General features: G+C 49.5%; 17 protein-coding genes and 1 pseudogene. 6 read left to right on the plus strand and 12 right to left on the minus strand.

The genetic code is table 11. The features are described from left to right. Positions 1–41: 41 nt before the first annotated feature. The 7 genes and pseudogenes from ACQ5DJ_RS09780 to adhP form a co-directional block, all read right to left on the minus strand. Positions 42–1064 carry a tripartite tricarboxylate transporter substrate binding protein gene (locus tag ACQ5DJ_RS09780; protein ID WP_429842284.1) on the minus strand — a complete coding sequence of 341 codons (1023 nt, stop codon included), beginning with the start codon at positions 1062–1064 and terminating at the stop codon, positions 42–44. Continuing rightward, positions 1054–2578, minus strand: a pseudogene (locus tag ACQ5DJ_RS09785) (tripartite tricarboxylate transporter permease). Before ACQ5DJ_RS09785 ends, ACQ5DJ_RS09780 begins: the two are co-directional and overlap by 11 nt. A gap of 18 nt (positions 2579–2596) precedes the next feature. Beyond that, positions 2597–3070 carry a tripartite tricarboxylate transporter TctB family protein gene (locus ACQ5DJ_RS09790; protein WP_429842285.1) on the minus strand — a complete coding sequence of 158 codons (474 nt, stop codon included), beginning with the start codon at positions 3068–3070 and terminating at the stop codon, positions 2597–2599. 115 nt (positions 3071–3185) lie between these two features. Next, positions 3186–3470: a hypothetical protein gene (locus ACQ5DJ_RS09795; protein ID WP_429842286.1), complete on the minus strand. Its 285-nt coding sequence runs from the start codon at positions 3468–3470 to the stop codon at positions 3186–3188. 158 nt (positions 3471–3628) lie between these two features. Beyond that, positions 3629–3751: a hypothetical protein gene (locus ACQ5DJ_RS09800; protein WP_429842287.1), complete on the minus strand. Its 123-nt coding sequence runs from the start codon at positions 3749–3751 to the stop codon at positions 3629–3631. 3 nt (positions 3752–3754) lie between these two features. Continuing rightward, entirely contained in the window at positions 3755–5038 is a 1284-nt protein-coding gene (locus ACQ5DJ_RS09805) for a helix-turn-helix domain-containing protein (RefSeq protein ID WP_429842288.1), read from the minus strand. Positions 5039–5366: 328 nt separating this feature from the next. Next, on the minus strand, positions 5367–6380 hold the full coding sequence (gene adhP / locus ACQ5DJ_RS09810) for an alcohol dehydrogenase AdhP (RefSeq protein WP_376898279.1): 1014 nt from the start codon (positions 6378–6380) through the stop codon (positions 5367–5369). Positions 6381–6639: 259 nt separating this feature from the next. Here adhP and ACQ5DJ_RS09815 point away from each other — a divergent pair, with 259 nt between their 5' ends. From ACQ5DJ_RS09815 to ACQ5DJ_RS09830, 4 genes are read left to right on the plus strand one after another with little or no spacing between them, the layout of a single operon-like run. Continuing rightward, positions 6640–7788, plus strand: coding sequence for an iron-containing alcohol dehydrogenase (locus ACQ5DJ_RS09815; RefSeq protein WP_429842289.1), 1149 nt, complete (start codon positions 6640–6642; stop codon positions 7786–7788). Between the two features lie 10 nt (positions 7789–7798). After that, complete coding sequence (locus tag ACQ5DJ_RS09820; RefSeq protein ID WP_429842290.1) at positions 7799–9112, plus strand: sensor histidine kinase; 1314 nt, start codon at positions 7799–7801, stop codon at positions 9110–9112. Then, entirely contained in the window at positions 9081–10517 is a 1437-nt protein-coding gene (locus ACQ5DJ_RS09825) for a sigma-54-dependent transcriptional regulator (RefSeq protein WP_429842291.1), read from the plus strand. The genes ACQ5DJ_RS09820 and ACQ5DJ_RS09825 overlap by 32 nt, the downstream gene beginning before the upstream one ends. Positions 10518–10552: 35 nt before the next feature. Continuing rightward, the gene (locus ACQ5DJ_RS09830; protein WP_429842292.1) at positions 10553–11788 is read left to right on the plus strand and encodes a benzoate/H(+) symporter BenE family transporter; all 1236 of its coding nucleotides are present in this window, start codon (positions 10553–10555) and stop codon (positions 11786–11788) included. A 156-nt stretch (positions 11789–11944) separates the two neighbouring features. Here the strand turns inward: ACQ5DJ_RS09830 and ACQ5DJ_RS09835 are convergent, their stop codons facing one another. Then, positions 11945–12820, minus strand: coding sequence for an SDR family oxidoreductase (locus ACQ5DJ_RS09835; protein WP_429842293.1), 876 nt, complete (start codon positions 12818–12820; stop codon positions 11945–11947). A gap of 120 nt (positions 12821–12940) precedes the next feature. On the opposite strand from ACQ5DJ_RS09835, the gene ACQ5DJ_RS09840 reads away from it, so the two are divergent. Beyond that, positions 12941–13897 carry a helix-turn-helix transcriptional regulator gene (locus ACQ5DJ_RS09840; RefSeq protein ID WP_429842294.1) on the plus strand — a complete coding sequence of 319 codons (957 nt, stop codon included), beginning with the start codon at positions 12941–12943 and terminating at the stop codon, positions 13895–13897. Here ACQ5DJ_RS09840 and ACQ5DJ_RS09845 read toward each other — a convergent pair. The 3 genes from ACQ5DJ_RS09845 to ACQ5DJ_RS09855 all read right to left on the minus strand — a co-directional run bounded on the left by ACQ5DJ_RS09845 (position 13866) and on the right by ACQ5DJ_RS09855 (position 17024). Continuing rightward, on the minus strand, positions 13866–14999 hold the full coding sequence (locus ACQ5DJ_RS09845) for an MFS transporter (protein WP_429842295.1): 1134 nt from the start codon (positions 14997–14999) through the stop codon (positions 13866–13868). The genes ACQ5DJ_RS09840 and ACQ5DJ_RS09845 overlap by 32 nt on opposite strands. 272 nt (positions 15000–15271) lie before the next feature. Continuing rightward, positions 15272–16051: a helix-turn-helix domain-containing protein gene (locus ACQ5DJ_RS09850; RefSeq protein ID WP_429842297.1), complete on the minus strand. Its 780-nt coding sequence runs from the start codon at positions 16049–16051 to the stop codon at positions 15272–15274. A 106-nt stretch (positions 16052–16157) separates the two neighbouring features. Continuing rightward, positions 16158–17024 (minus strand): LysR family transcriptional regulator, encoded by an 867-nt coding sequence (locus ACQ5DJ_RS09855; protein ID WP_429842298.1) that lies wholly within the window; start codon positions 17022–17024, stop codon positions 16158–16160. Between the two features lie 137 nt (positions 17025–17161). On the opposite strand from ACQ5DJ_RS09855, the gene ACQ5DJ_RS09860 reads away from it, so the two are divergent. Next, the gene (locus ACQ5DJ_RS09860; protein ID WP_429842300.1) at positions 17162–18133 is read left to right on the plus strand and encodes a DMT family transporter; all 972 of its coding nucleotides are present in this window, start codon (positions 17162–17164) and stop codon (positions 18131–18133) included. An 84-nt stretch (positions 18134–18217) separates the two neighbouring features. Here the strand turns inward: ACQ5DJ_RS09860 and ACQ5DJ_RS09865 are convergent, their stop codons facing one another. Then, positions 18218–19111, minus strand: coding sequence for a GNAT family N-acetyltransferase (locus ACQ5DJ_RS09865; RefSeq protein ID WP_429842301.1), 894 nt, complete (start codon positions 19109–19111; stop codon positions 18218–18220). Positions 19112–19115 lie beyond the last annotated feature (4 nt).

A 19115-nucleotide genomic window follows, 5' to 3' on the forward strand; every position in this document is an offset into this window, starting at 1 on the left:
AACAGCTATTAAGCCATTCTCCCTTTTTTCTTTCGTCACCCTCATTTTCGAATACCCTTCTTGGTCGCCAATTCCAAGTAGTACGTTGTTTCTGCCTGTGTTTCCTTCGTAAATGCTTCACTGGTCGCATATGCAGGCTCCACCTGAATTTCACTCAGCTTTTGCAAAAAGGCTGGGTCCTTTTCCATCTTGGCAATCGCTTCTTCCCATTTGCGAATAACCGACTCTGGCGTTCCTTTAGCAAAAGACACTCCGGTCCACCAGAAAACCGACAAGCCTTGAATGCCTTGCTCCTCCGCAGTAGGGACGTCAGGCAGGAATGGACTTCGCGTGTCACCGGATACAGCGAGGATTTTGACCTTGCCCGCTTGCAGCATCGGCATGATCTCCCCTACTGTATGCACCGCCAAAATCGCGTGCCCTCCAGCGACTTTCGGTACGGAATCGGAAGCTCCTTTTGTCACGATCATTCTCGTCTTGGAGAAGTCTGCTCCGATCACATCCAGCCACTCTGCTACCCCAAAAGCGGAAAAGCCTGCTGGCCCTACAGAAGTCCACGTTAACTGCTCCGGATTCGCGCGCACCCACGCGGAAAATTCAGCGAAATCTTTCCAAGGCGCGTCAGTTTTTACTGCAAAAGCAAGCGTTCCTTTGCCAATTCTGGCCGAATAGACTTGATCCTCGTTTGTAATCGGCGGCGTTTTCATCCCAGCAGCGAGCATCGTCGTATTGGATACATTGACGGCAAGCGCTGTGTAACCATCATTTTTGGCTTGCTTTAAGGCATACTCCGCTCCTACTGCCCCACCACCTCCCGCCTTGTTGACAACGATGATGGGCTGCCCCCATTCCCTGCTCAAATAATCAGCTGCCGCTCTGGCTACGAGGTCGACTCCGCCCCCGGCAGAATACGGTACGATATACTCCACCTGCTTCGATGGATAGGCAGACTCGGCTGTACCTTGATTTCCACATGCGCTAATGGCTACCGCCAGAAAAAACGACATCATGACAGCCGTCCATTGTTTATACCCTCTCACTGACTCTTCCTCCCTACGCGACATCTACTCCCCGGTCTCGCTCTTCTTTCAACCGTTGCTGTGTCCGGCGGTTCAACATCATGGAGATGATCAAAAGTGCTCCTGCTGCTAGCAAGATGATCAACGATAAAGGTCGGAACAAAACAATGCTGAGATCACCCGAGCCCATCGCCATCGTTTGAATGAATGATTCTTCCAGAAGAGGTCCCAGTATGAAGCACAAAACCAGCGGAACAACTGGCCATTTATATTTGGAAAAAATATACCCAAGTCCGCCAAAAAGAAAGGCGACCCACACATCAAACATGCTGTTCCGCACACTGTATGCTCCAATCGTGCAGAACATCAGGATGATCGGAGCCATGATGCCATATGGCACCCTTGTCAATTTGACCCACACCCATACCATCGGGAGGTTCAGCACGAGAAGCATCGCATTCCCCACGAACATCGAGGCGATGACCGTCCAGACAAAGCTCGCATTTTGTTAAAAAAACAGGGCCTGGCGTCAATCCGTAGATCATCAAGCCTGCCAACAAAATCGCCAATGGCGGTGAGGAGGGAATCCCGAGCGAAAACAGCGGGATGAAGCCCGCACTGCTCGTCGCATTATTCGCTGCTTCTGGTGCCGCCACCCCTTCGATCGTTCCCTGACCGAACTTCTCGGGATGCTTCGATAGCTTTTTCTCCATATCGTACGCCAAAAACGACGTGATCGCAGCCGAACAGCCCGGCAGCAATCCAAGAAAAAAGCCGACAATCCCGCCCCTCAGCATAGGCCCGGCACTTACTCTCAAGTCTTCCTTTTTCGGATAGACACTGCCCGGTTTGCCAATTAGGGTAGCTGTGCGTTTTTCATCAATCCCTTTGAGGACTTCTGTAATCGCAAACAACCCGATGATGATGCTAATCATGTCAAACCCTCCGACCAATGCGGGGACGCCGTAATCAAAGCGCGGCATGCCAGAGGATGGTCCCAGCCCAACTAGTGCGAGCGAATAGCCGAATGCCCCCATCAAAAACGATTTGACCAATGATTCTCCTGATAGACTGACCATCAGTGTGAGAGCCAAAATCATCAGCGCAAAATATTCAGGTGGTCCGAATTTTAACGCTTGATCTGCCAAAATAGGCGCGAAAAAGACGAGTCCGATGACCCCGAGTACCCCTGCGCCAAACGAAGCTAGAGCGGATATCCCCAATGCCGGTCCACCTCTCCCTTTTTTCGCGAGCGGATAGCCATCCAGACACGTGGGGACTGATGATAGCTCCCCAGGGATATTCAGCAGAATCGCTGTCGTCGAGCCACCGTACATGGCGCCGTAATAAATACCTGCCAGCATGATCATGCCTTGTGTCGGCTCCAGTACGGCTGTTACCGGAAGCAGAATCGCAATGGCAGAAGTGGGACCGAGACCGGGCAATACACCTACAAAGGTGCCGATAAGAGCACCGAGTGCTGCCATAAGCAAATGCTCCGGGGTAAGGGCTGAAGCAAAACCAGCCAGTAATAGTTGGAACGTCTCTATGATCAGCACCTCCTTCTCATGCTTGCTCTAAAACAAATCGCCTCCAGGCAGTGTGATATGCAGTGAATAAATGAACACCACATACAGCCCGCCTGTCAAAAGGACGGAGTACACGATGGACATACGCCATCGATAACTGCCGATCAGTATAAAAAAGGCAAAGGAGACAAAGAGCGTAGCCATTGTGTAACCAATCGCGCCGAGCAGCCAAACATACAGCAGCAGGAATAAAAAGCAAAGCAGCAGGCGCAGCCTTTTCCCAGGAAGAGGCGGTCCGAGATTTGGCGAAGAGGCTTCTTCCGTCACACGGAATGATTGGATAAGCAGCACACCTCCAAGCATGAAAAACAATAAACCGAGAATCGCTGGCAGCGTGTGATCCCCTACGTACAACGACGTCGAAAATTCCTCCAGACGATAGGCCTCGAACGATATGAAGACTCCAAGGATCATACTTAGTAAGGCACCAATAAAATCCGGCTGATTATCCGGGCGTCTCATGCGTATCACCTCAGCAAAAAAGCTACCATCAGCCTATGGCTCATGCGCCCATTGTGTGCGAAAGCAAAAAAACTACCATAGCCGGTCCGCACGGGACACAGCATATGGTAGTCAGCTAGATTTCTATTTGGTCGATCAGACGAATAATGGCATGGGCGACTTTCGCTTCGTACGTCTCATTACTTTCGAACTCGCTCCAAAGCTCTTTGATATCGCTGTTCGAAGCATCATCTATTCGCAACCCGCGAAAGGAGGAACCTGGGACGGAGGAAACATCGTGTATCATCAGCATTTTCAAAAGCTTCTCCATATTGGCTTGATTGCGGATCAAATGAGGCTCCATCCGCTTAACCACCATCCATAATTTTTGCGAATTGACCATCGTCGTCACCATCTGCATTCGCTACCCCCATACCAATTATAACTATATATAACTAGTTATAATTAATTATAACCAAATACTCAAGTGAAAAAGTTGTCTTCCGACTGTTGTCGTCCGTTATGTACGAATAACAAATGCCCTCCAATTGGAGGGCATTGATCGTATTGTTCAGATGATTACCAAGGCTCCGGCCAGCCATACTGTATAATCAGATTGGATTGCTTGGCTGGTTGTTCTACTACAACTGGTAATGTAATGAAGGCAGTTAACATACACAAAGACAATATCCATTTCTTCATGACCTATACCTCCTGTTTGGATCTATGATTACTTCCATTATACACGTTTACCAATTTATGGAGTATATCAACGGGAAGATTTTTTTTCTGTGACACATAGAATTCAAAAAGAACGCTCAGACTCTTATCTGCTTGTTTGATCTCATTTGTTGCGCGATAGTAATTCACGCTCTCCACAAGACTCTCGATCCCTAAGTCTACTTCGTTTTTTTGAATGTAAAAGATGCCCTTCGTTCTAAAATACAGTCCCATTTGATTGTATTGATTCGGAGTAGTGAGATTCTTTGGCAAAATAGATGCTTCTGCCAAAAATAGATCACGGATTTTCTTTTCTTCTCCTACCTGTATATAAATCTCCAACAAATCATTCGCAATCACAATCTTGTCATCTTGTGATTGTTGCGCAAGACATTCTTGTAATACCGGAATGGCCTTATCAAATTTCCCTGTCTTTCCGTATAGTTTCCCCCGAATATGTCTGGCATGTTTATGTACTTCGGGATAATCGAACATTTCGTATCTCTCCAGATAAAAATGTCCCAATGTGTAGTCTTCCAGCTCAAAATAGGAAATGATGATCGCAAGGATCGCTGCTGCTTTTTGCTCACTCTGACTATGGTCGATTTCAAGACCTTGTTTACACAGATGAATACAATCTGAATAGAATCCAAGACGCAAGGCATGGAAGGAAAATTTATAGTAGGTCAAAATTCGCTCATTGATATGCAGATAGGATGTATAGTGTAATAGCTCCTTACCCTCTACATAGGTTTGATCTAACTGGCTTAGATTTTCACGACGAATCATATATCGTTGGAAAAGCGATCTTGCCAGATACAAAGGAATTCCATGCTCACGTGAGTAGTCACAGATCACGTCATAAAGAGCCAAGCGCAGTTCTTCATCCACTTCCGTTCCAGCTGTTTGATACAGATAGTCTAAAGAAAGAAATGTATTGCTTTTAGGACAATTTAGCAATTGTAAAGCTACTTTGTTGGTAAGCACCACATTCTTCTCTTGCATCACAGCCTCTAATAGAGTCCGAAGTGTCGCTTCGCGCTTAATTTTATGTAAATAGGGTACGATCGCTGTATACAGTGGAATATCCAATGTTTTTGCCAGTTTCATTACATGCTGCATATTCGGTAAAGTAAATGCATCGGATTCTATCTTACTAATGGTTCCAGAAGCTACACCTGTTCTTTCTGCTAACTCAGTCAGTGTTAAGTTTGCTCTATTTCGATATACTCGTAATATACCCCCAAAGGTTTTTCCCTCTGAAATCACAGCAAATACACCCTCCTGATGATTCCTTTTTATGGATATGATAGCACAATCATCCACGAATGATATAATCGATTTGAATCATTTTTAAATAGATTACACTTTTTTACTGATTCGGTGTTACTACCATTATGCAAAAAGCTTTTCTTAGCATGCAAGCGTTTGCTCAACAATATCAGGATTTTGTGTCTATTAGATTTCAAAGTGAAGAAGGGGATTTCCAGTCCAAGCGCCTTAGAGCCCATCCCAGCTCCTTTAATAAAAAGAAAGCTGTAGCCAGGACTATGCTCTAGAAAAGCATAGCCCGACAACAGCTTCATATATCCTTCGATTACTCCATCGTCAAAACAACCCGACCATTGATTTGGCCTTTTTCCAAACGCTCCAATACATCGTTGATCTGATCCAGCGGCTGCGTCTCGATGATCGCACGAACCTTGCCACGTGCTGCAAAATCAAGTGCTTCTTGCATATCCTTACGCGTCCCCACGATGGAGCCTTTCACCGTCACTCCATTCAACACCGTATCAAAAATGGGGATGGGCAACTCTGCATTCGGCAAGCCAACAACGACGAGAGAACCACCGCGTCGAACCGATTTGTATGCTTGTTCAAACGCCTTCTTGGTGACTGCCACGCTGATCGCCCCGTGGACACCACCCACCTGCTCTTGAATGGCTTGAACCGGATCAACCTCACTGCCGTTTACTGTCACATCTGCCCCTAGTTCTTTTGCCAAGTCCAGCTTTTCCTTGTGTATATCGACCGCTACGACGTTGTATCCCATCGCCTTAGCATATTGGAGCGCCACATGCCCCAAGCCGCCGATGCCGTAGATCGCCACCCATTCACCCGGCTTCACGTTTGCTACCTTCAATGCTTTATACGTGGTTACCCCTGCGCACAGGATCGGCGCTGCTTCCACATCGCCCAGCTCGTCAGGAATACGTGCGACGTAAGCAGCAGGCGCTACGCAATATTCAGCATAGGCACCATCAGCGGAATATCCCCCGTTTAATTGTTGCATGCACAGTGTCTCCCACCCTGTCAGGCAATAGTCGCATTCACCGCAAGCGGAGAATAACCACGGAATGCCTACACGATCACCAATTTTCAGCGAAGTAACGCCTTCCCCCAGCTTTTCGACAACACCTACGCCCTCATGCCCAGGAATCAAAGGCAGCTTTGGCTTCACAGGCCAATCCCCGTGTGCCGCATGCAGGTCCGTATGGCATACACCACACGTTTTGACTTTTACCAGAACCTCACCGTGTCCGACTTCTGGAATGGCGACTTCCTTTACTTCCAGCTTTTGATGGAACTCGTTGACTACTGCTGCTTTCATCTTGACCTTCCTCCTCTTTTTTCCCCTTCAGGCATGTGCGTAAAGGGCAGGTGTTCTTCCCGCCTCCTACTAATTGCAAGCAGTATGCCAACATGAAAACACTTAAAAAGCGAAGTATGATGCGGTTTCCTTTCTTCCAAGCAGCCGATATTGCGGCACATGAGCCGAAAAAACGGCCCGCCTGCCAACCTTTTGGCCGAAAAAGGGTATTCCTCCTTGCCTGCGGTATTACTACGTAGTGGAAAAAGGGGGCGAACGCATGCAAATATCCAAGTTCATGACGCCAGAAATCATTTTCGGGAACCAGTCTCTCGGCCAGGTAGGGGAAAGCTTACGCCGATTGGGAGCTTCTCGCGTCTTTCTTGTCAGTGATCCTGGTGTCGCAAGCGCAGGCTGGGTCGAACGGATCATCTCTTACTTGCAGCAGCAAAGGCTCGACTACCATCTATGGACCAACGTAACAGCCAATCCGAAAGACTACGAGATTCATGCCGGGATTGCCGAATATCGCGCCAAGGAATGCAATGCTATTCTCGGTGTCGGCGGAGGCAGTGCCATCGATGCAGCCAAGGCCATCGCGCTGTTGGCTACCAACGAGGGCAGCATCGTCCAATACGAAGGCGTCGACAATATCCAGCATCCCCTTCCTCCCATGGTGATGGTACCGACAACGGCTGGCTCCGGTTCGGAGGTCTCGCAATTTTCCATCATTGTAGACAGTACACGTAAGGTGAAAATGGCGATCATCTCCAAATCGCTTATACCCGATATCGCCATCATCGATCCACAAACCTTGATGACCAAGGACAAGCTGCTCACTGCCAATACGGGCATAGATGTGTTGACACATGCCATTGAATCGTATATTTCGCTCGCCGCGACGCCCCTTACCGAGGTGCATTCACTGCAAGCCATGCGTCTCATCGCCAAGCATTTGCGCCCATCTGTCGCCAGTCAATACAATACAGAGGCCAAGCAAGCGATGGCCATGGCGAGCCTTCAAGCTGGGATCGCTTTTTCCAACGCCATACTTGGTGCTGTCCATGCCATGTCCCATCAGCTCGGGGGATTCCTCGACGCTCCGCATGGCGAGGTGAATGCCATCCTACTTCCCCACGTGCTTGAGTACAACTACATCGCGGCACCGGAAAAATATAGGCAAATCGCAGAATGCCTCGGTGAAAATACTGCGGGCTTGAGCACACATGCTGCCTCTCGTCTCACACTCAAAGCGGTCAAGGAACTGGTAAGCGATCTGGAGGTGCCCCAATCGTTGTCGGCCATCGGGTTGCATCCAGAGCAAATCGACCTGCTCAGTTCTCTCGCCGTACTGGACGTGTGCATGACGACCAATCCCCGCGACATGACCGTCCATGATGTTGCGACATTGTTTCGCCAAGCCTTGTAGGAGGGTCGTCATGCATACTAAACAAGAGATTTTGGAAAAATTGACCGGGATTCAATCCTCGCGAAAAAGCTATTACAGTGAGCTCGTCTATCTCATCGAGGAGATGAAAAAGAAAAACAAGCAGCTCGCCGTCATTAACCAGCTGACACAAATTCAGATCAACGCCACCTGGCAACAAACAACCAGTTATATCGCCGCACAGCTCTCGCAAATTCTCGTGTTCGAGCATTTCGCCCTGACCATCGTGAAGGGAGGCACGCTCTCCTCCTATCTCGCCAAGTGGAATGACGGGGATTGGCAATGCCATACGCTGACACAGACCGTTCCAGTGGAAGCCCCTGTGCTTACCGGGCAGGTTCATCTTACCCTTGCCGAAGTGCTGCCTGAGCATCACGCCACCTCTGTTCCGTTGCGCAGTCAGTTGAATCAGACTTTTGGTTTTCTGACACTCTTACGCCAAACAAAGCAGCTTGTCAATCGAGACGAAGCCGAATTGATCCAACTCGTCGCCAGCCATGTCGGTGTCGTCGTAGAAAACAGCCTGCTTTTTCACGACGTGAATGAAAAGATCAAAATCGAAGCCCAACTGATTCAATCTGCAAAAATGGCGGCGATTGGCGAGATGGCTGCCGGCATTGCCCATGAGCTGAACAGTCCGCTCACGGCCATCCTCGGAAACTCTCAATTGCTCATGCGCGAGATGATAGATGCTCCAGAGGCTCCCTTGATGAAAGACATCTATCAATGCGGGGTACGCTGCAAAAAGATCATTCAAAACCTGCTCACCTTCTCGCGGCAGGAAGAGTACTTGTTTTCTACTACCTCTATTGACGAGGTCGTAGAGGACGTTCTAGGACTGATTGGCTACCAGCTGTCTGTTTCCGGCTTGACCATAACCCGGGAAATGTCTGAGCCTCCTCTGCTGTTTCATGGAAGTCGTCATCAGATCGAGCAAATTGTGATCAATCTCTTGTTAAATGCACGGGACGCTGTGGCAGGCAGGAAATTTCCACACATCGTCATCCGTTCCTTCCTCGTACAAGAGGAGGACAGCTCTTACGTAGGCTTATCCGTCTACGATAACGGCACAGGCATTTGTGCAGAACAGCTTTCGCAGATTTTTCAGCCCTTCTTCTCGACGAAGGAACGGACAAAAGGGACAGGTCTCGGGCTTTCCGTCAGTCTGGGAATTGCAGAAGCGCACGGTGGGAAGCTGTTTGCTGAAAGCGTAGAGGGAGAGTACAGCAAGTTTACGATGCTTTTGCCACTGTTAGCTGACGAGGAGGACAACGATGGAGAAAAAACGGATTTTGATCGTGGATGATGAAACAGAAGTGACTACCTTTTTCACCTATTTTCTAAAGAAAAAAGACTGCGATATCGTCGTCGCCAATTCTGGCAAGGACGTGGAACGGCTGCTTCATTCGGATTCTACCGGCTTTCACGCTGCCCTCGTGGACCTGAAGCTGCCCGATGCCGACGGATTGACCCTGCTCAAACAGATCAAGGCAGTATTTCCCGCCTGCGAAGTCTTGATCATGACGGGCTTCAGTACGATTAAATCGGCTGTGACAGCGATGCAATGGGGCGCGCGCGATTACTTGGAGAAGCCGTTCGACGATCTGGACAGTCTGGAGCAGGTCATCGACGCGGTGCTCTCTTCTTCCAGCAAACATAGCGATCACCTATCCCAAGAAGCCGCCCAATATGGTATCGTGTATTCATCTGACAGTCCGATGGCCAATGTATGCGCAATTGCCAAAAAATTAGCAAAAAAAGCGATTCATGTGCTTATTGAAGGCGAAACGGGTACCGGCAAGGAGCTGATGGCCCGTTTTCTCCACGGAGCAAGTAATCGCGCCCAGCAGCCTTTTGTTGCTCTTAACTGCGGGGCAGTGCCGGAATCCTTGCTGGAAAGTGAGCTGTTCGGCTATGAAAAGGGCGCTTTTACCGGAGCGCACAAATCCCGCAAAGGCTTGTTCGAACTGGCACATAACGGAACGCTGTTTCTTGACGAGATCGGGGAGGCTCCCCCTTCCATCCAAGTGAAGCTCTTGCGTACGCTAGAGACGGGAGAATTCATGCGCGTCGGTGGCGAACAGATCGGTCAGAGCAATATTCGCTTTATTTCTGCTACCAACCGCGATCTGGAGCATGAAGTCGGGATGAATCGTTTCCGCAGTGACCTGTTGTATCGTCTGGAAGGGATCAAGCTATCGATTCCTCCTCTTCGCGAACGGATTCAGGATATCCCCACAATCGCGCACTCCTACTTGCAAAAGCGCAGTGGAGGCCCGTGTGAAATCGATCAGGATGCCATCGAGCTCTTGCAGCGCTATGATTGGCCGGGCAATGTCCGCCAGCTGATCAACGTACTGAATCAAACCATTGCGTTGCACGAATGCGAACGACTGCGTGCCGAGCATTTGCCAGCGAATTTACGGAGCCGTACGGTACAGGTGCATCCTCTCACTGTCCCCAAACAGATAGAACAAGTCATCGATCACGAATGCGAGCGCTTTGTCGATACGATCAGCCGCCTCGTCACCTCTGTAGACGGGATCGACTTCGATTATTTGATCAAGCGGGTTAAACAGCTCGAAGGAGAGATTGGGCGAACGATTATCGAAAAGGGCTTGACCGAAACGAATGGGAACAGACAGCTTTTAAGCAAAAAATTAAACATCACCAAACGGACGATTCGCTACATTTTGAACGAAAAAGCATAACGTCTGCATTGGCGCATCTAGGAGGCATTCACGTCGTGGTACCCGAAAAACCTTTGTCGCCCCTGAAAAAAATCCCTGCTGACTTCTCTCTATCTGCCGTTATTGTTGGACTCATTGCCACAATGGTCTCCTATGCAGGACCATTGCTGATCGTCTTTCAAGCTGCCAAGGGTGCCGGACTCAGCGATGCTGTCCTCGCCTCCTGGATTTGGGCCATCTCAATTGGGAGTGGCTTGACGTGCATTGTGCTCAGCATCTGGTTTCGCACCCCGATCATCACAGCCTGGTCGACGCCGGGGGCAGTTCTGTTAGTCACCAGCTTGACGGTATACTCCTTTCCCGACGCGATTGGCGCGTATATTTTTTCGGCCGTGGTCATTACGCTCGTCGGTGTTTCCGGTTTGTTTTCCGTCTTAATGAAGTACGTCCCGCAGTCGATTACGACCGCTATGCTCGCGGGTATTCTTCTGTCTTTTGGCGTAGACGTCTTTGTTTCCATGCAGCACCTGCCTGCCTTGGCTCTGCCGATGATCTTTTGCTACCTGTTCGCCAAACGCTGGTCACCACGCTATGCTGTCGTTCTTACTCTTTTGGTTGGCTTGGTTGCCGCCTTTCTTTTGGGCCGTTTGCATATGGAAAATGTCCAGATGTCCCTCGTCCAGCCCATCTTTACAATGCCAACGTTTTCTCTCGATGCGATCATCGGCTTGGGGATTCCATTGTGCATCGTCGCGCTTGCCTCTCAGAACGCTCCAGGAATTAGCGTCTTAAAAGCAGACGGGTACGATACACCTGCTGGACCTCTCGTAACGACTACTGGCATCGCTTCGCTATTGCTCGCTCCTTTTGGTTCACCAGGCATCAATCTCGCGGCGATTACAGCTGCCATTTGCACAGGAAAAGAAGCTCATCCGGATCATACTAAGCGCTACATTGCCGGGATTGCCTGCGGGGGCTTTTACTTAATCTTCGGGATGTTTGGCGCTACGATGGCTTCGGTGTTCGCTGCCTTGCCCAAAGAATTGATTGCTGTCATTGCTGGCTTGGCTCTGTTTGCCTCACTCAGTTCCAGCCTCGCACAGGCGATGAGCGAAGCGAAGGAACGGGAATGCGCCTTGGTTACATTTCTCGTCACGATTTCCGGTATTTCCATTGGCGGGATCGGCGCTGCTTTCTGGGGCTTGATTGCGGGGGTGGTCACCCATCTGATTTTGAATGGCAACGTGAAAAGCTGGTTTGTGAAAAAGAAGAATACGCAGCCGTTGGCATAGCTGCCTGAACGTGAGGAGAGGACGGCGGCACCACTTATAAAAGCGTGTTTGATTCGGAGATGATTCCATCTATCAGCGAAGAAGAGATACTGGATGCAATTTAAAAAACGGCTCCTTCGAACGAATCCGGGGAGCCGTTTTGTATGTTCCTTGCAGCTAGCGGTAAAACCCTTGTTCCTCGGCGTAATTTCCCCAATGCGGGCGGCTACCATCTCTATCCGTAAAAAGATACTCGTCCGACAAGCCCCATGTACTGACCGTCTGCCCTGTTTTTTCTGCGACAGCCGGGTCAGAAGCCAGCGCAACTACTGCTCGACCGATGTAAGCAGGCGTTTCCGACATGATGAAGTGCTCATCTTGCTTCACTGCCTCTCTCCAAGTCTCTTCTGTCACGCCAAAAAGATCGAGCATCGCTTCTGAGCGTAGGAAGCCCGGTGTTAAAGCCAACGCGGTAACCCCGTGTGGGCGCAAGTCCTCTGCCATCGACGCTGCTAGATGAATCGTCGAGATTTTTGCCAAGCTGTAGTACAGATTGCCGCGGTACCGATAGTCGACTCCGTCTGTAATCTCGATGATCAACCCTTTTTTCTGTGCCACCATGAGCGGAATCGCATAGTGACTGGTGATCATATGCGTACGAATGGCGCGCTCTTGCATCAATAGGCCGTCTGCCAATGGCTGCTCCCAGAACGGCGTCCCCCAGTGAGTCAACGGATCTCCGCCCCAGATGTCATTGACCAATAGATCGAGCTGTCCATTTTGCTCCGCTTTTACTCGCTCAAAGAACGCTTTTACCTCTTCTTCCTGCGTATGATCGACTCGCACAGCGATCCCAATTCCGCCGCTTGCCGTCACGAGCTCTGCCGTCTCTTCAATGGTCTCCTGTCGGTCCATATCAGAATGCTGACCACGCACCGTACGTCCCGTCACATATACCGTCGCCCCTGCTTCTCCCAGACTGACCGCAATTCCTCGTCCTGCTCCTCTTGTGCCACCTGCTACCACCGCTACTTTGCCTTGTAATGGTTTCATTCGTAATGTCTCCTTTATCGATTCATACACCCAGAATAACGAAGGAAATATGACAACTGCTGTCCTATTCGTTACGATACAATCAAAGTAATCTTGTTTTTACTTCTAGGAGGGGTTTTTATGCGGGCAGATCGACTCCTTACGATTTTGTTGCTCTTGCAAAACCGCGGTCGCATGACTTCCAAGCAATTAGCAGAAAGGCTGGAGGTGTCCGAGCGAACCGTTCATCGTGATATGGAAGCTTTGAGTGCGTCAGGCATTCCCGTCTATGCGCTGCGCGGTGCAGATGGGGGCTGGGCTTTGGCAGAAGGATATCGCAGTAATTTGACCGGAATGAAAATAGATGAGCTACAATCACTGCTCGTAGCCTCCCCTGCTGCCTTGTTGAATGATCTCGGACTGCATGAAAACTATGAAGCTGCTTTTCTCAAGCTGCTGTCCGCGCTGCCAAAAACCGTTCAGCAGGACGCCATCCACGTACGCCAGCTTCTTCATATCGATGGGGCTGGCTGGCATGAATCGACTGAGACGATTCCTTTCTTATCGACGGTTCAAGATGCTGTATGGCTTTCCCGCAAGCTGTTCATTCGTTACATGCGCGAGGATGTGGCCGTAGAGCGCATTGTCTGCCCGCTCGGACTCGTCGCCAAGCGCAGCATCTGGTATTTGGTCGCCCAAGTGGACGAGGACATGCGGACATACCGGATTTCACGACTGTTGGATGCACAGTTGTTAGATGATAGTTTCATCCGCCCAAACGATTTCGACCTCGCTTCCTATTGGGAACAATCCACTTCGGACTTCAAGTCCAGCCTCCCACGTTATCCTGCGCGGTTGCTAGTCAAAAAAGGGACGTTGCCTGCTGTAAAACAGGAGCGTTATATAAAAATAGCTTCCACCCAAGCCGCAACAGACGACTGGATGGAAGCAGAGGTTGAATTTCATACACTTGCGTCAGCATGCTCGCTAGTGCTCAGCTTCGGCCCACATATCCAAGTGTTAGAGCCACAAGAACTGAAACGTGAGGTCATAGAGCAGACGCGTGCTATACTTGGCCTGTACGAGGTCCCGAATTAGCAAGGACTTTCGTTTCTCGTCCGCACATGAGCAGGACGATTGTTCCCACGATCAGCACCGCGGTAAACACACTAAAAATGAACGTGTAGCTGTAATGATGCGACGAGTAGTAACCGACGAGATACGGTGCGATAATACTGCCAATTCTTCCGACACCGGATGCCATCCCAGAACCGGTAGCGCGCAGCGGTGTCGGGTAATTTTCCGGCGTGTACGCGTACAAAGCACCCCAGGCCCCCAGATTGAAGAAGGACAAGAAGGCTCCCGTCACCAACAGCTCTGTCGTGCCACTGCTTTGTCCAAAAGCAAAGGCCATCACTCCGGTCATGAACAAGAAGGTCGCCAGCGTCCATTTGCGGCCCCATTTTTCCACGAGATAGGCTGCCGCGAAATAGCCTGGCAGTTGGGCCAACGTCATGATCAGTACGTACTGAAAGCTTTTGATCATCGTAAAACCTTTGTCGACCAAAATAGATGGCATCCATAAAAACATGCCATAGTACGAGAAAGCAATCGCAAACCAGACGACCCACAGCGTAATCGTCTCTGTCCGATGAGACGTCAACAACGTTGCAATAGGAACGTTCTCGGCCTGCTTTTTAAACTGCGGAGATTCAGGAATGCTCCGCCGGGCAAACAAAGCGTACACGACAGGCAACGCCCCGATCATGACAGCCACGCGCCAGCCATAGTCTGGAATGACGAAGTACGAAATGACAGCTGCCGCGATCCAACCGACCGCCCAAAAGCTCTCCAACAGCACAACCGTACTTCCTCGCTTCTCCGGTGGCGCGAACTCGTTTACAAGCGTCGAGGCTACTGGCAGCTCGGCACCCAAACCGAGTCCCATCAGGAAGCGGAACAGCAGCATGGTCGCAAAACCAGTTGCGAAAGCGCTCGCAAAGCTCGCCAAACCAAACAAGACCAAGGTCAGCAAAAACACTGGCTTGCGGCCAATTCGGTCAGCCAAATAGCCACCTACAATCGCCCCAATTGCCATACCTACGAGATTGCCCGTCCCTAAGAGCCCGGCCTCTTCCCCTGTCAAACCCCATTCCTGTCGTAATGCCACCATAATAAAAGATAAAAGTGCAACATCCATGGCATCGAACATCCAGCCAAAACCGGCTGCCCAAAAACTTTTTTGTAAGGCTTTGACATTCTCGTTCCCTGCTTTCCTTTCTTTTGCGCATGATATTCGCGCCTAGTTATCATTTCGCTTTTTCGCCCAATATCCTGCACGAGGAAAAAAGTTCGACTATTGTGATAGTAGACTTTCCCAAGAAGCTCCATTCTAACCAGACCATGACGAAAAGGCAGTCCGCTGATTCGTAAGACCGCCATTTTGAAACAAGAAACAAGGGACTATTGTTCTTATTGCGGAAGCCGCTGAATGAATCTGTTCATGAGCAAAGAAAGAGAAATCAAGATGGGAGGGTCGTCCGGATGAGGCACATGAAGAGTAACTTGCTGATGAGGGACGATCGTAGTTGGTGTGACAATGATTGGTTTCTTGGAACGCGTGCGCAATGTCTCGTACGGCAGGAGAAAATCCATTGCCTGCATGCCCCAGGCAACAGACGTCGCCATCAAGTAATACGTGCCCGGCTTGACATTGGTAAAACAAAAATTGCCTAGCGAGGGCAGCAATGTTCCGTATAAAGGAAGACCTTCTGGGATTGGCTTGGTAAACAAACCAATCAAAATGACGCCTTGAAAAGGCTCTGTGGACTCGATTGTCCCTGCAATGGTCATCGGTCGCTCGGGGGCTGGATGTAACCGAGTCCACTCTGTCAACTGCTGCAAGGAACGGAGACGATCTTCCGCTAGCTGGGCCGATTCACGAAATTCGCTAGGTGATACCCCGACACGCTCCGTAAAACGGGTAGAGAACGTCCCCAGGCTCTGCTGGCCAATTTCCAGACCAATATCGCGAACACTCATGTTCGTGCGTAGCAGTAAATCCTTTGCCCTTTGGAGTCGCATGGTCGATACGTAATAAAGGGGCGGGAGACCGATTCTTTCTTTAAAAATCCGCGCAAAATGATACTGGCTATACGCAACATGATTCGCCAACCGGGAAAGCGGCAACGGCTCGTCTAAATGCCGATGTATATAAGCGATCACTTCGTCAATTTCGGTATACCTGTTCATCAATCGAGCCGCTCCCTCCTTCTTCTGCACAGCAAAACACAGAACGTTTGTTCTGAATTAAAATTTACCATATTTTTCTGACAGATGGAAGAGGAAATTGCAGCACTTACGCTTTCGATTTCGTTTTCTGCAAACGGATTTCGTCCAGAAACGCTTGCATCGTATTCGTTACAAATGAATCTTTTCTGCGAATAAAAACGGTTATCACCTCATGATAAGGCTCCGGGATGCGATGAATATGAACCGTTCCGCTCTCGACCAAGTGATGTACCGCCGACTTCGGCAAAATGGTAATGCCGATCCCCGCTGCTACGCCCCCGATAATTGTCTCAAACGTTCCGAATTCCATCACTTTTTTCGGAATCAAGCCCTCTACCTTCATCCAGGTCTCTAACCGTTCTCGATACCCACAGCCCTTCTTGTAGAGCAAAAGAGCTTTCCCTGTGATATCACTGGCAGTGAAGGAACTGTTTTTCGTTACCAACACCAGCTCCTCTTGAAACACTTGCTCTTGCTCGATCAAAGGATGGTTGATCGGTCCACTCACGAACGCTCCATCCAACGCGAGATCCAATACTTTTTGCAGCAAATTCTCCGTTACGCCCGCCTTGAGTGAGATATCCACATGCGGATACTGGCTGCAATACGAGGATAGCAACCTCGGAAGGGCATTGATCGTCTCGACCATCCCAACCTCCAGCACCCCGGACGGCTCGGAAGCCCGATGAAAGTACTTTTGCATTTCTTCGAATTTGGCGATGATCTCTCGCGAATATTCGAGCAGGCGCTTCCCTTCTGTATTTAAGGTCATGCCTCGCTTGTTGCGATAAAACAAAGGTGTCCCCAGCTCTTTTTCCAGCAGCTTGATCCGCGCCGTCACATTCGACTGAACATAACTCAGCTCGGCGGCGGTCTTGCTCACGCTGCCCAATGTGGCGACCATCTGGAATATTTTCAAATCGTTGATCTCCACGTTTCTCCCCCTCATTCCATCTATCACTGAAAATGATATATAAAGTTATTATCAATCATTATACTAACATATTTCCATCCAGTATGATGTGGTAAGTCAACTTTGTCAGCTTCAGATTGAAAAGGAGAAATCGCATAATGAACAAGCAACTACTTTTCGGGTCTATTTTATGCATGGTCGCCAGCATGTCATGGGGGGCGATGTTTCCAGTTGCGCACATCGCACTGCAAGAGATCGACCCATTTTACTTCTCATTTCTTCGCTATTTTTTCGTAACGATCATTTTGTGCGGTTTGCTCTGGGCAAAAGAAGGCTTGTCTGCTTTTCGTCTTGAGGGGCGCGGGAAGTCTCTGCTGTTTTTTGGAACAATGGCGTTTACCGTCTACAATATGGGAGTATTTCTCGGACAGGATTTGATGGGAGAGCCAGGCACGATTGCAGCGTCTATTATGGAAGTGCTCATGCCGATGATCTCGATTGTACTTTTGTCCATTACCACTAGAAAGCTGCCGCCGTATTATACTTTGGCGACGATTCTCGTAGCTTTGGTCGGCGCTGTCCTTGTTATTACCAATGGCAATCTTACCTTCTTTACTACAACAAGTGAGCATTTGATTCCGTTGTTCTTCATTTTCATCGGTGTCGTGGGTTGGGTCGTCTACTCGATCGGCGGCGGGCGTTTTAGCACGTGGTCTACGCTTCGCTACTCCACGTTGACTTGTCTCTTGGGAACAGGATTGAATTTCGTGATTGTCACGACTGCCTCACTCTTTCAATGGCTTCCGGTTCCTACTGTCGAAACGGTAATGTCCATCAAGTACGAAATGGCATTTATGGTTCTTTTACCCGGATTTGTTGCTCTTTTGAGCTGGAATGCAGGCATCAAGCTGCTCACTCCGCTCAACGGCATTTTGTTTATCAACCTGGTTCCGATCACGACCTTTGCTATGATGGCGTTCCAAGGTTATGAGATCAGCCGTTACGAATTGTGCGGTACCTTGCTCGTGATCCTTGCGCTGATCGGGAATAACCACTTCCAAAGAAAGCAACTACAATACCGTTCCGTCACAAAGCAACAACCGAGTGTAAGAAAAGTTCCGTCCATGTAATCTAAAAAAGTAAGGATAGAAATTCAGGAAAGCCTGAATCTCTATCCTTTTTTTATATCGACAGTCGTCCCTACCCCTGCGTGATCAGAAGGCCAAGTGATCCGAATATTGTCCCACTAGTACCTTCGTCGTTTCAATCCAGAGCTTCCGGTGCAAAATCGTCGGACCGAATCTTCTTTCCATAAACCGCAGCATGGGCTCGTTGTCATGCTCGATAAAGCACATGCCAAAGGGAAACGCTGGCTGAGCCTGTGCAATGGTTTTCATCAACAAAGCAATTCCTCTTGCCTGATGCTGATACTTCTCTTGTACGAACATCGTTTTGTACAAAAGCAGATTACCAGCCATTCGCTGTACGATCACCCAGCCGATGACTTTCCCCTGATAGCGCAAACCTGTACTGTAATCAGAATCGAATTTTCCTTCTTCAAAAAACGGAGACAACAGCGGCGTGTACCATTGCCCTTCTCCCTGTTCAATGTCCAGTCGCTCTGCTGGTGTCAGGTCTTTCCAGGGAAAGAGGGTAAAACCTTCGGGGAGCGCCAGCCTCTCCACCCAATGGCATTCACCCAACCGCATCGAGCCGAGTGTGTACATATAGGTTTTTACCTTTGGCAACTGCCAGCCTTCCCTGATCGCAATTTTGGAGAGCCATGAAAAATCTTGTGCTTTGATGAACCCAGCGAACTGTCCATCGCTGATGCCTTGCTCTCTCATTTTTTGCTCAGCGTGCCACAGCAGCTTCATGCCCATTCCCCGCCGTTGATGCCCCTCTGCTACCACGAGCTCGATGATCTTGGCCTGTCCTTCGTTTACAGCAGATCTCCCCAACACGATGCCCGCAGGCTGATTGTTGTTAGATGCCCCGAATCCCCAAACAGATGAGCCGTTGATCTGGTCCAGCAACTCCAGGTGCTTGGGGTGTACTAACGATTTATACGCCCGTGCAGTGCTAGTAGTCAGTTCCTCTAGTTGCAATGTT

Origin of the sequence: Brevibacillus sp. FIR094 (assembly GCF_050477165.1) — a bacterium.
Classification (GTDB): Bacteria; Bacillota; Bacilli; order Brevibacillales; family Brevibacillaceae; genus Brevibacillus.

Coding starts and splice junctions, on each gene's coding strand:
- ACQ5DJ_RS09825 (WP_429842291.1), top strand. CDS start 9,081: ATGGAGAAAAAACGGATTTTGATCGTGGATGATGAAACAGAAGTGACT.
- ACQ5DJ_RS09815 (WP_429842289.1), top strand. CDS start 6,640: ATGCAAATATCCAAGTTCATGACGCCAGAAATCATTTTCGGGAACCAG.
- ACQ5DJ_RS09840 (WP_429842294.1), top strand. CDS start 12,941: ATGCGGGCAGATCGACTCCTTACGATTTTGTTGCTCTTGCAAAACCGC.
- adhP (WP_376898279.1), bottom strand. CDS start 6,380: ATGAAAGCAGCAGTAGTCAACGAGTTCCATCAAAAGCTGGAAGTAAAG.
- ACQ5DJ_RS09835 (WP_429842293.1), bottom strand. CDS start 12,820: ATGAAACCATTACAAGGCAAAGTAGCGGTGGTAGCAGGTGGCACAAGA.
- ACQ5DJ_RS09820 (WP_429842290.1), top strand. CDS start 7,799: ATGCATACTAAACAAGAGATTTTGGAAAAATTGACCGGGATTCAATCC.
- ACQ5DJ_RS09800 (WP_429842287.1), bottom strand. CDS start 3,751: ATGAAGAAATGGATATTGTCTTTGTGTATGTTAACTGCCTTCATTACA.
- ACQ5DJ_RS09860 (WP_429842300.1), top strand. CDS start 17,162: ATGAACAAGCAACTACTTTTCGGGTCTATTTTATGCATGGTCGCCAGC.
- ACQ5DJ_RS09790 (WP_429842285.1), bottom strand. CDS start 3,070: ATGAGACGCCCGGATAATCAGCCGGATTTTATTGGTGCCTTACTAAGT.
- ACQ5DJ_RS09845 (WP_429842295.1), bottom strand. CDS start 14,999: ATGGATGTTGCACTTTTATCTTTTATTATGGTGGCATTACGACAGGAA.
- ACQ5DJ_RS09795 (WP_429842286.1), bottom strand. CDS start 3,470: ATGCAGATGGTGACGACGATGGTCAATTCGCAAAAATTATGGATGGTG.
- ACQ5DJ_RS09780 (WP_429842284.1), bottom strand. CDS start 1,064: ATGTCGCGTAGGGAGGAAGAGTCAGTGAGAGGGTATAAACAATGGACG.
- ACQ5DJ_RS09850 (WP_429842297.1), bottom strand. CDS start 16,051: ATGAACAGGTATACCGAAATTGACGAAGTGATCGCTTATATACATCGG.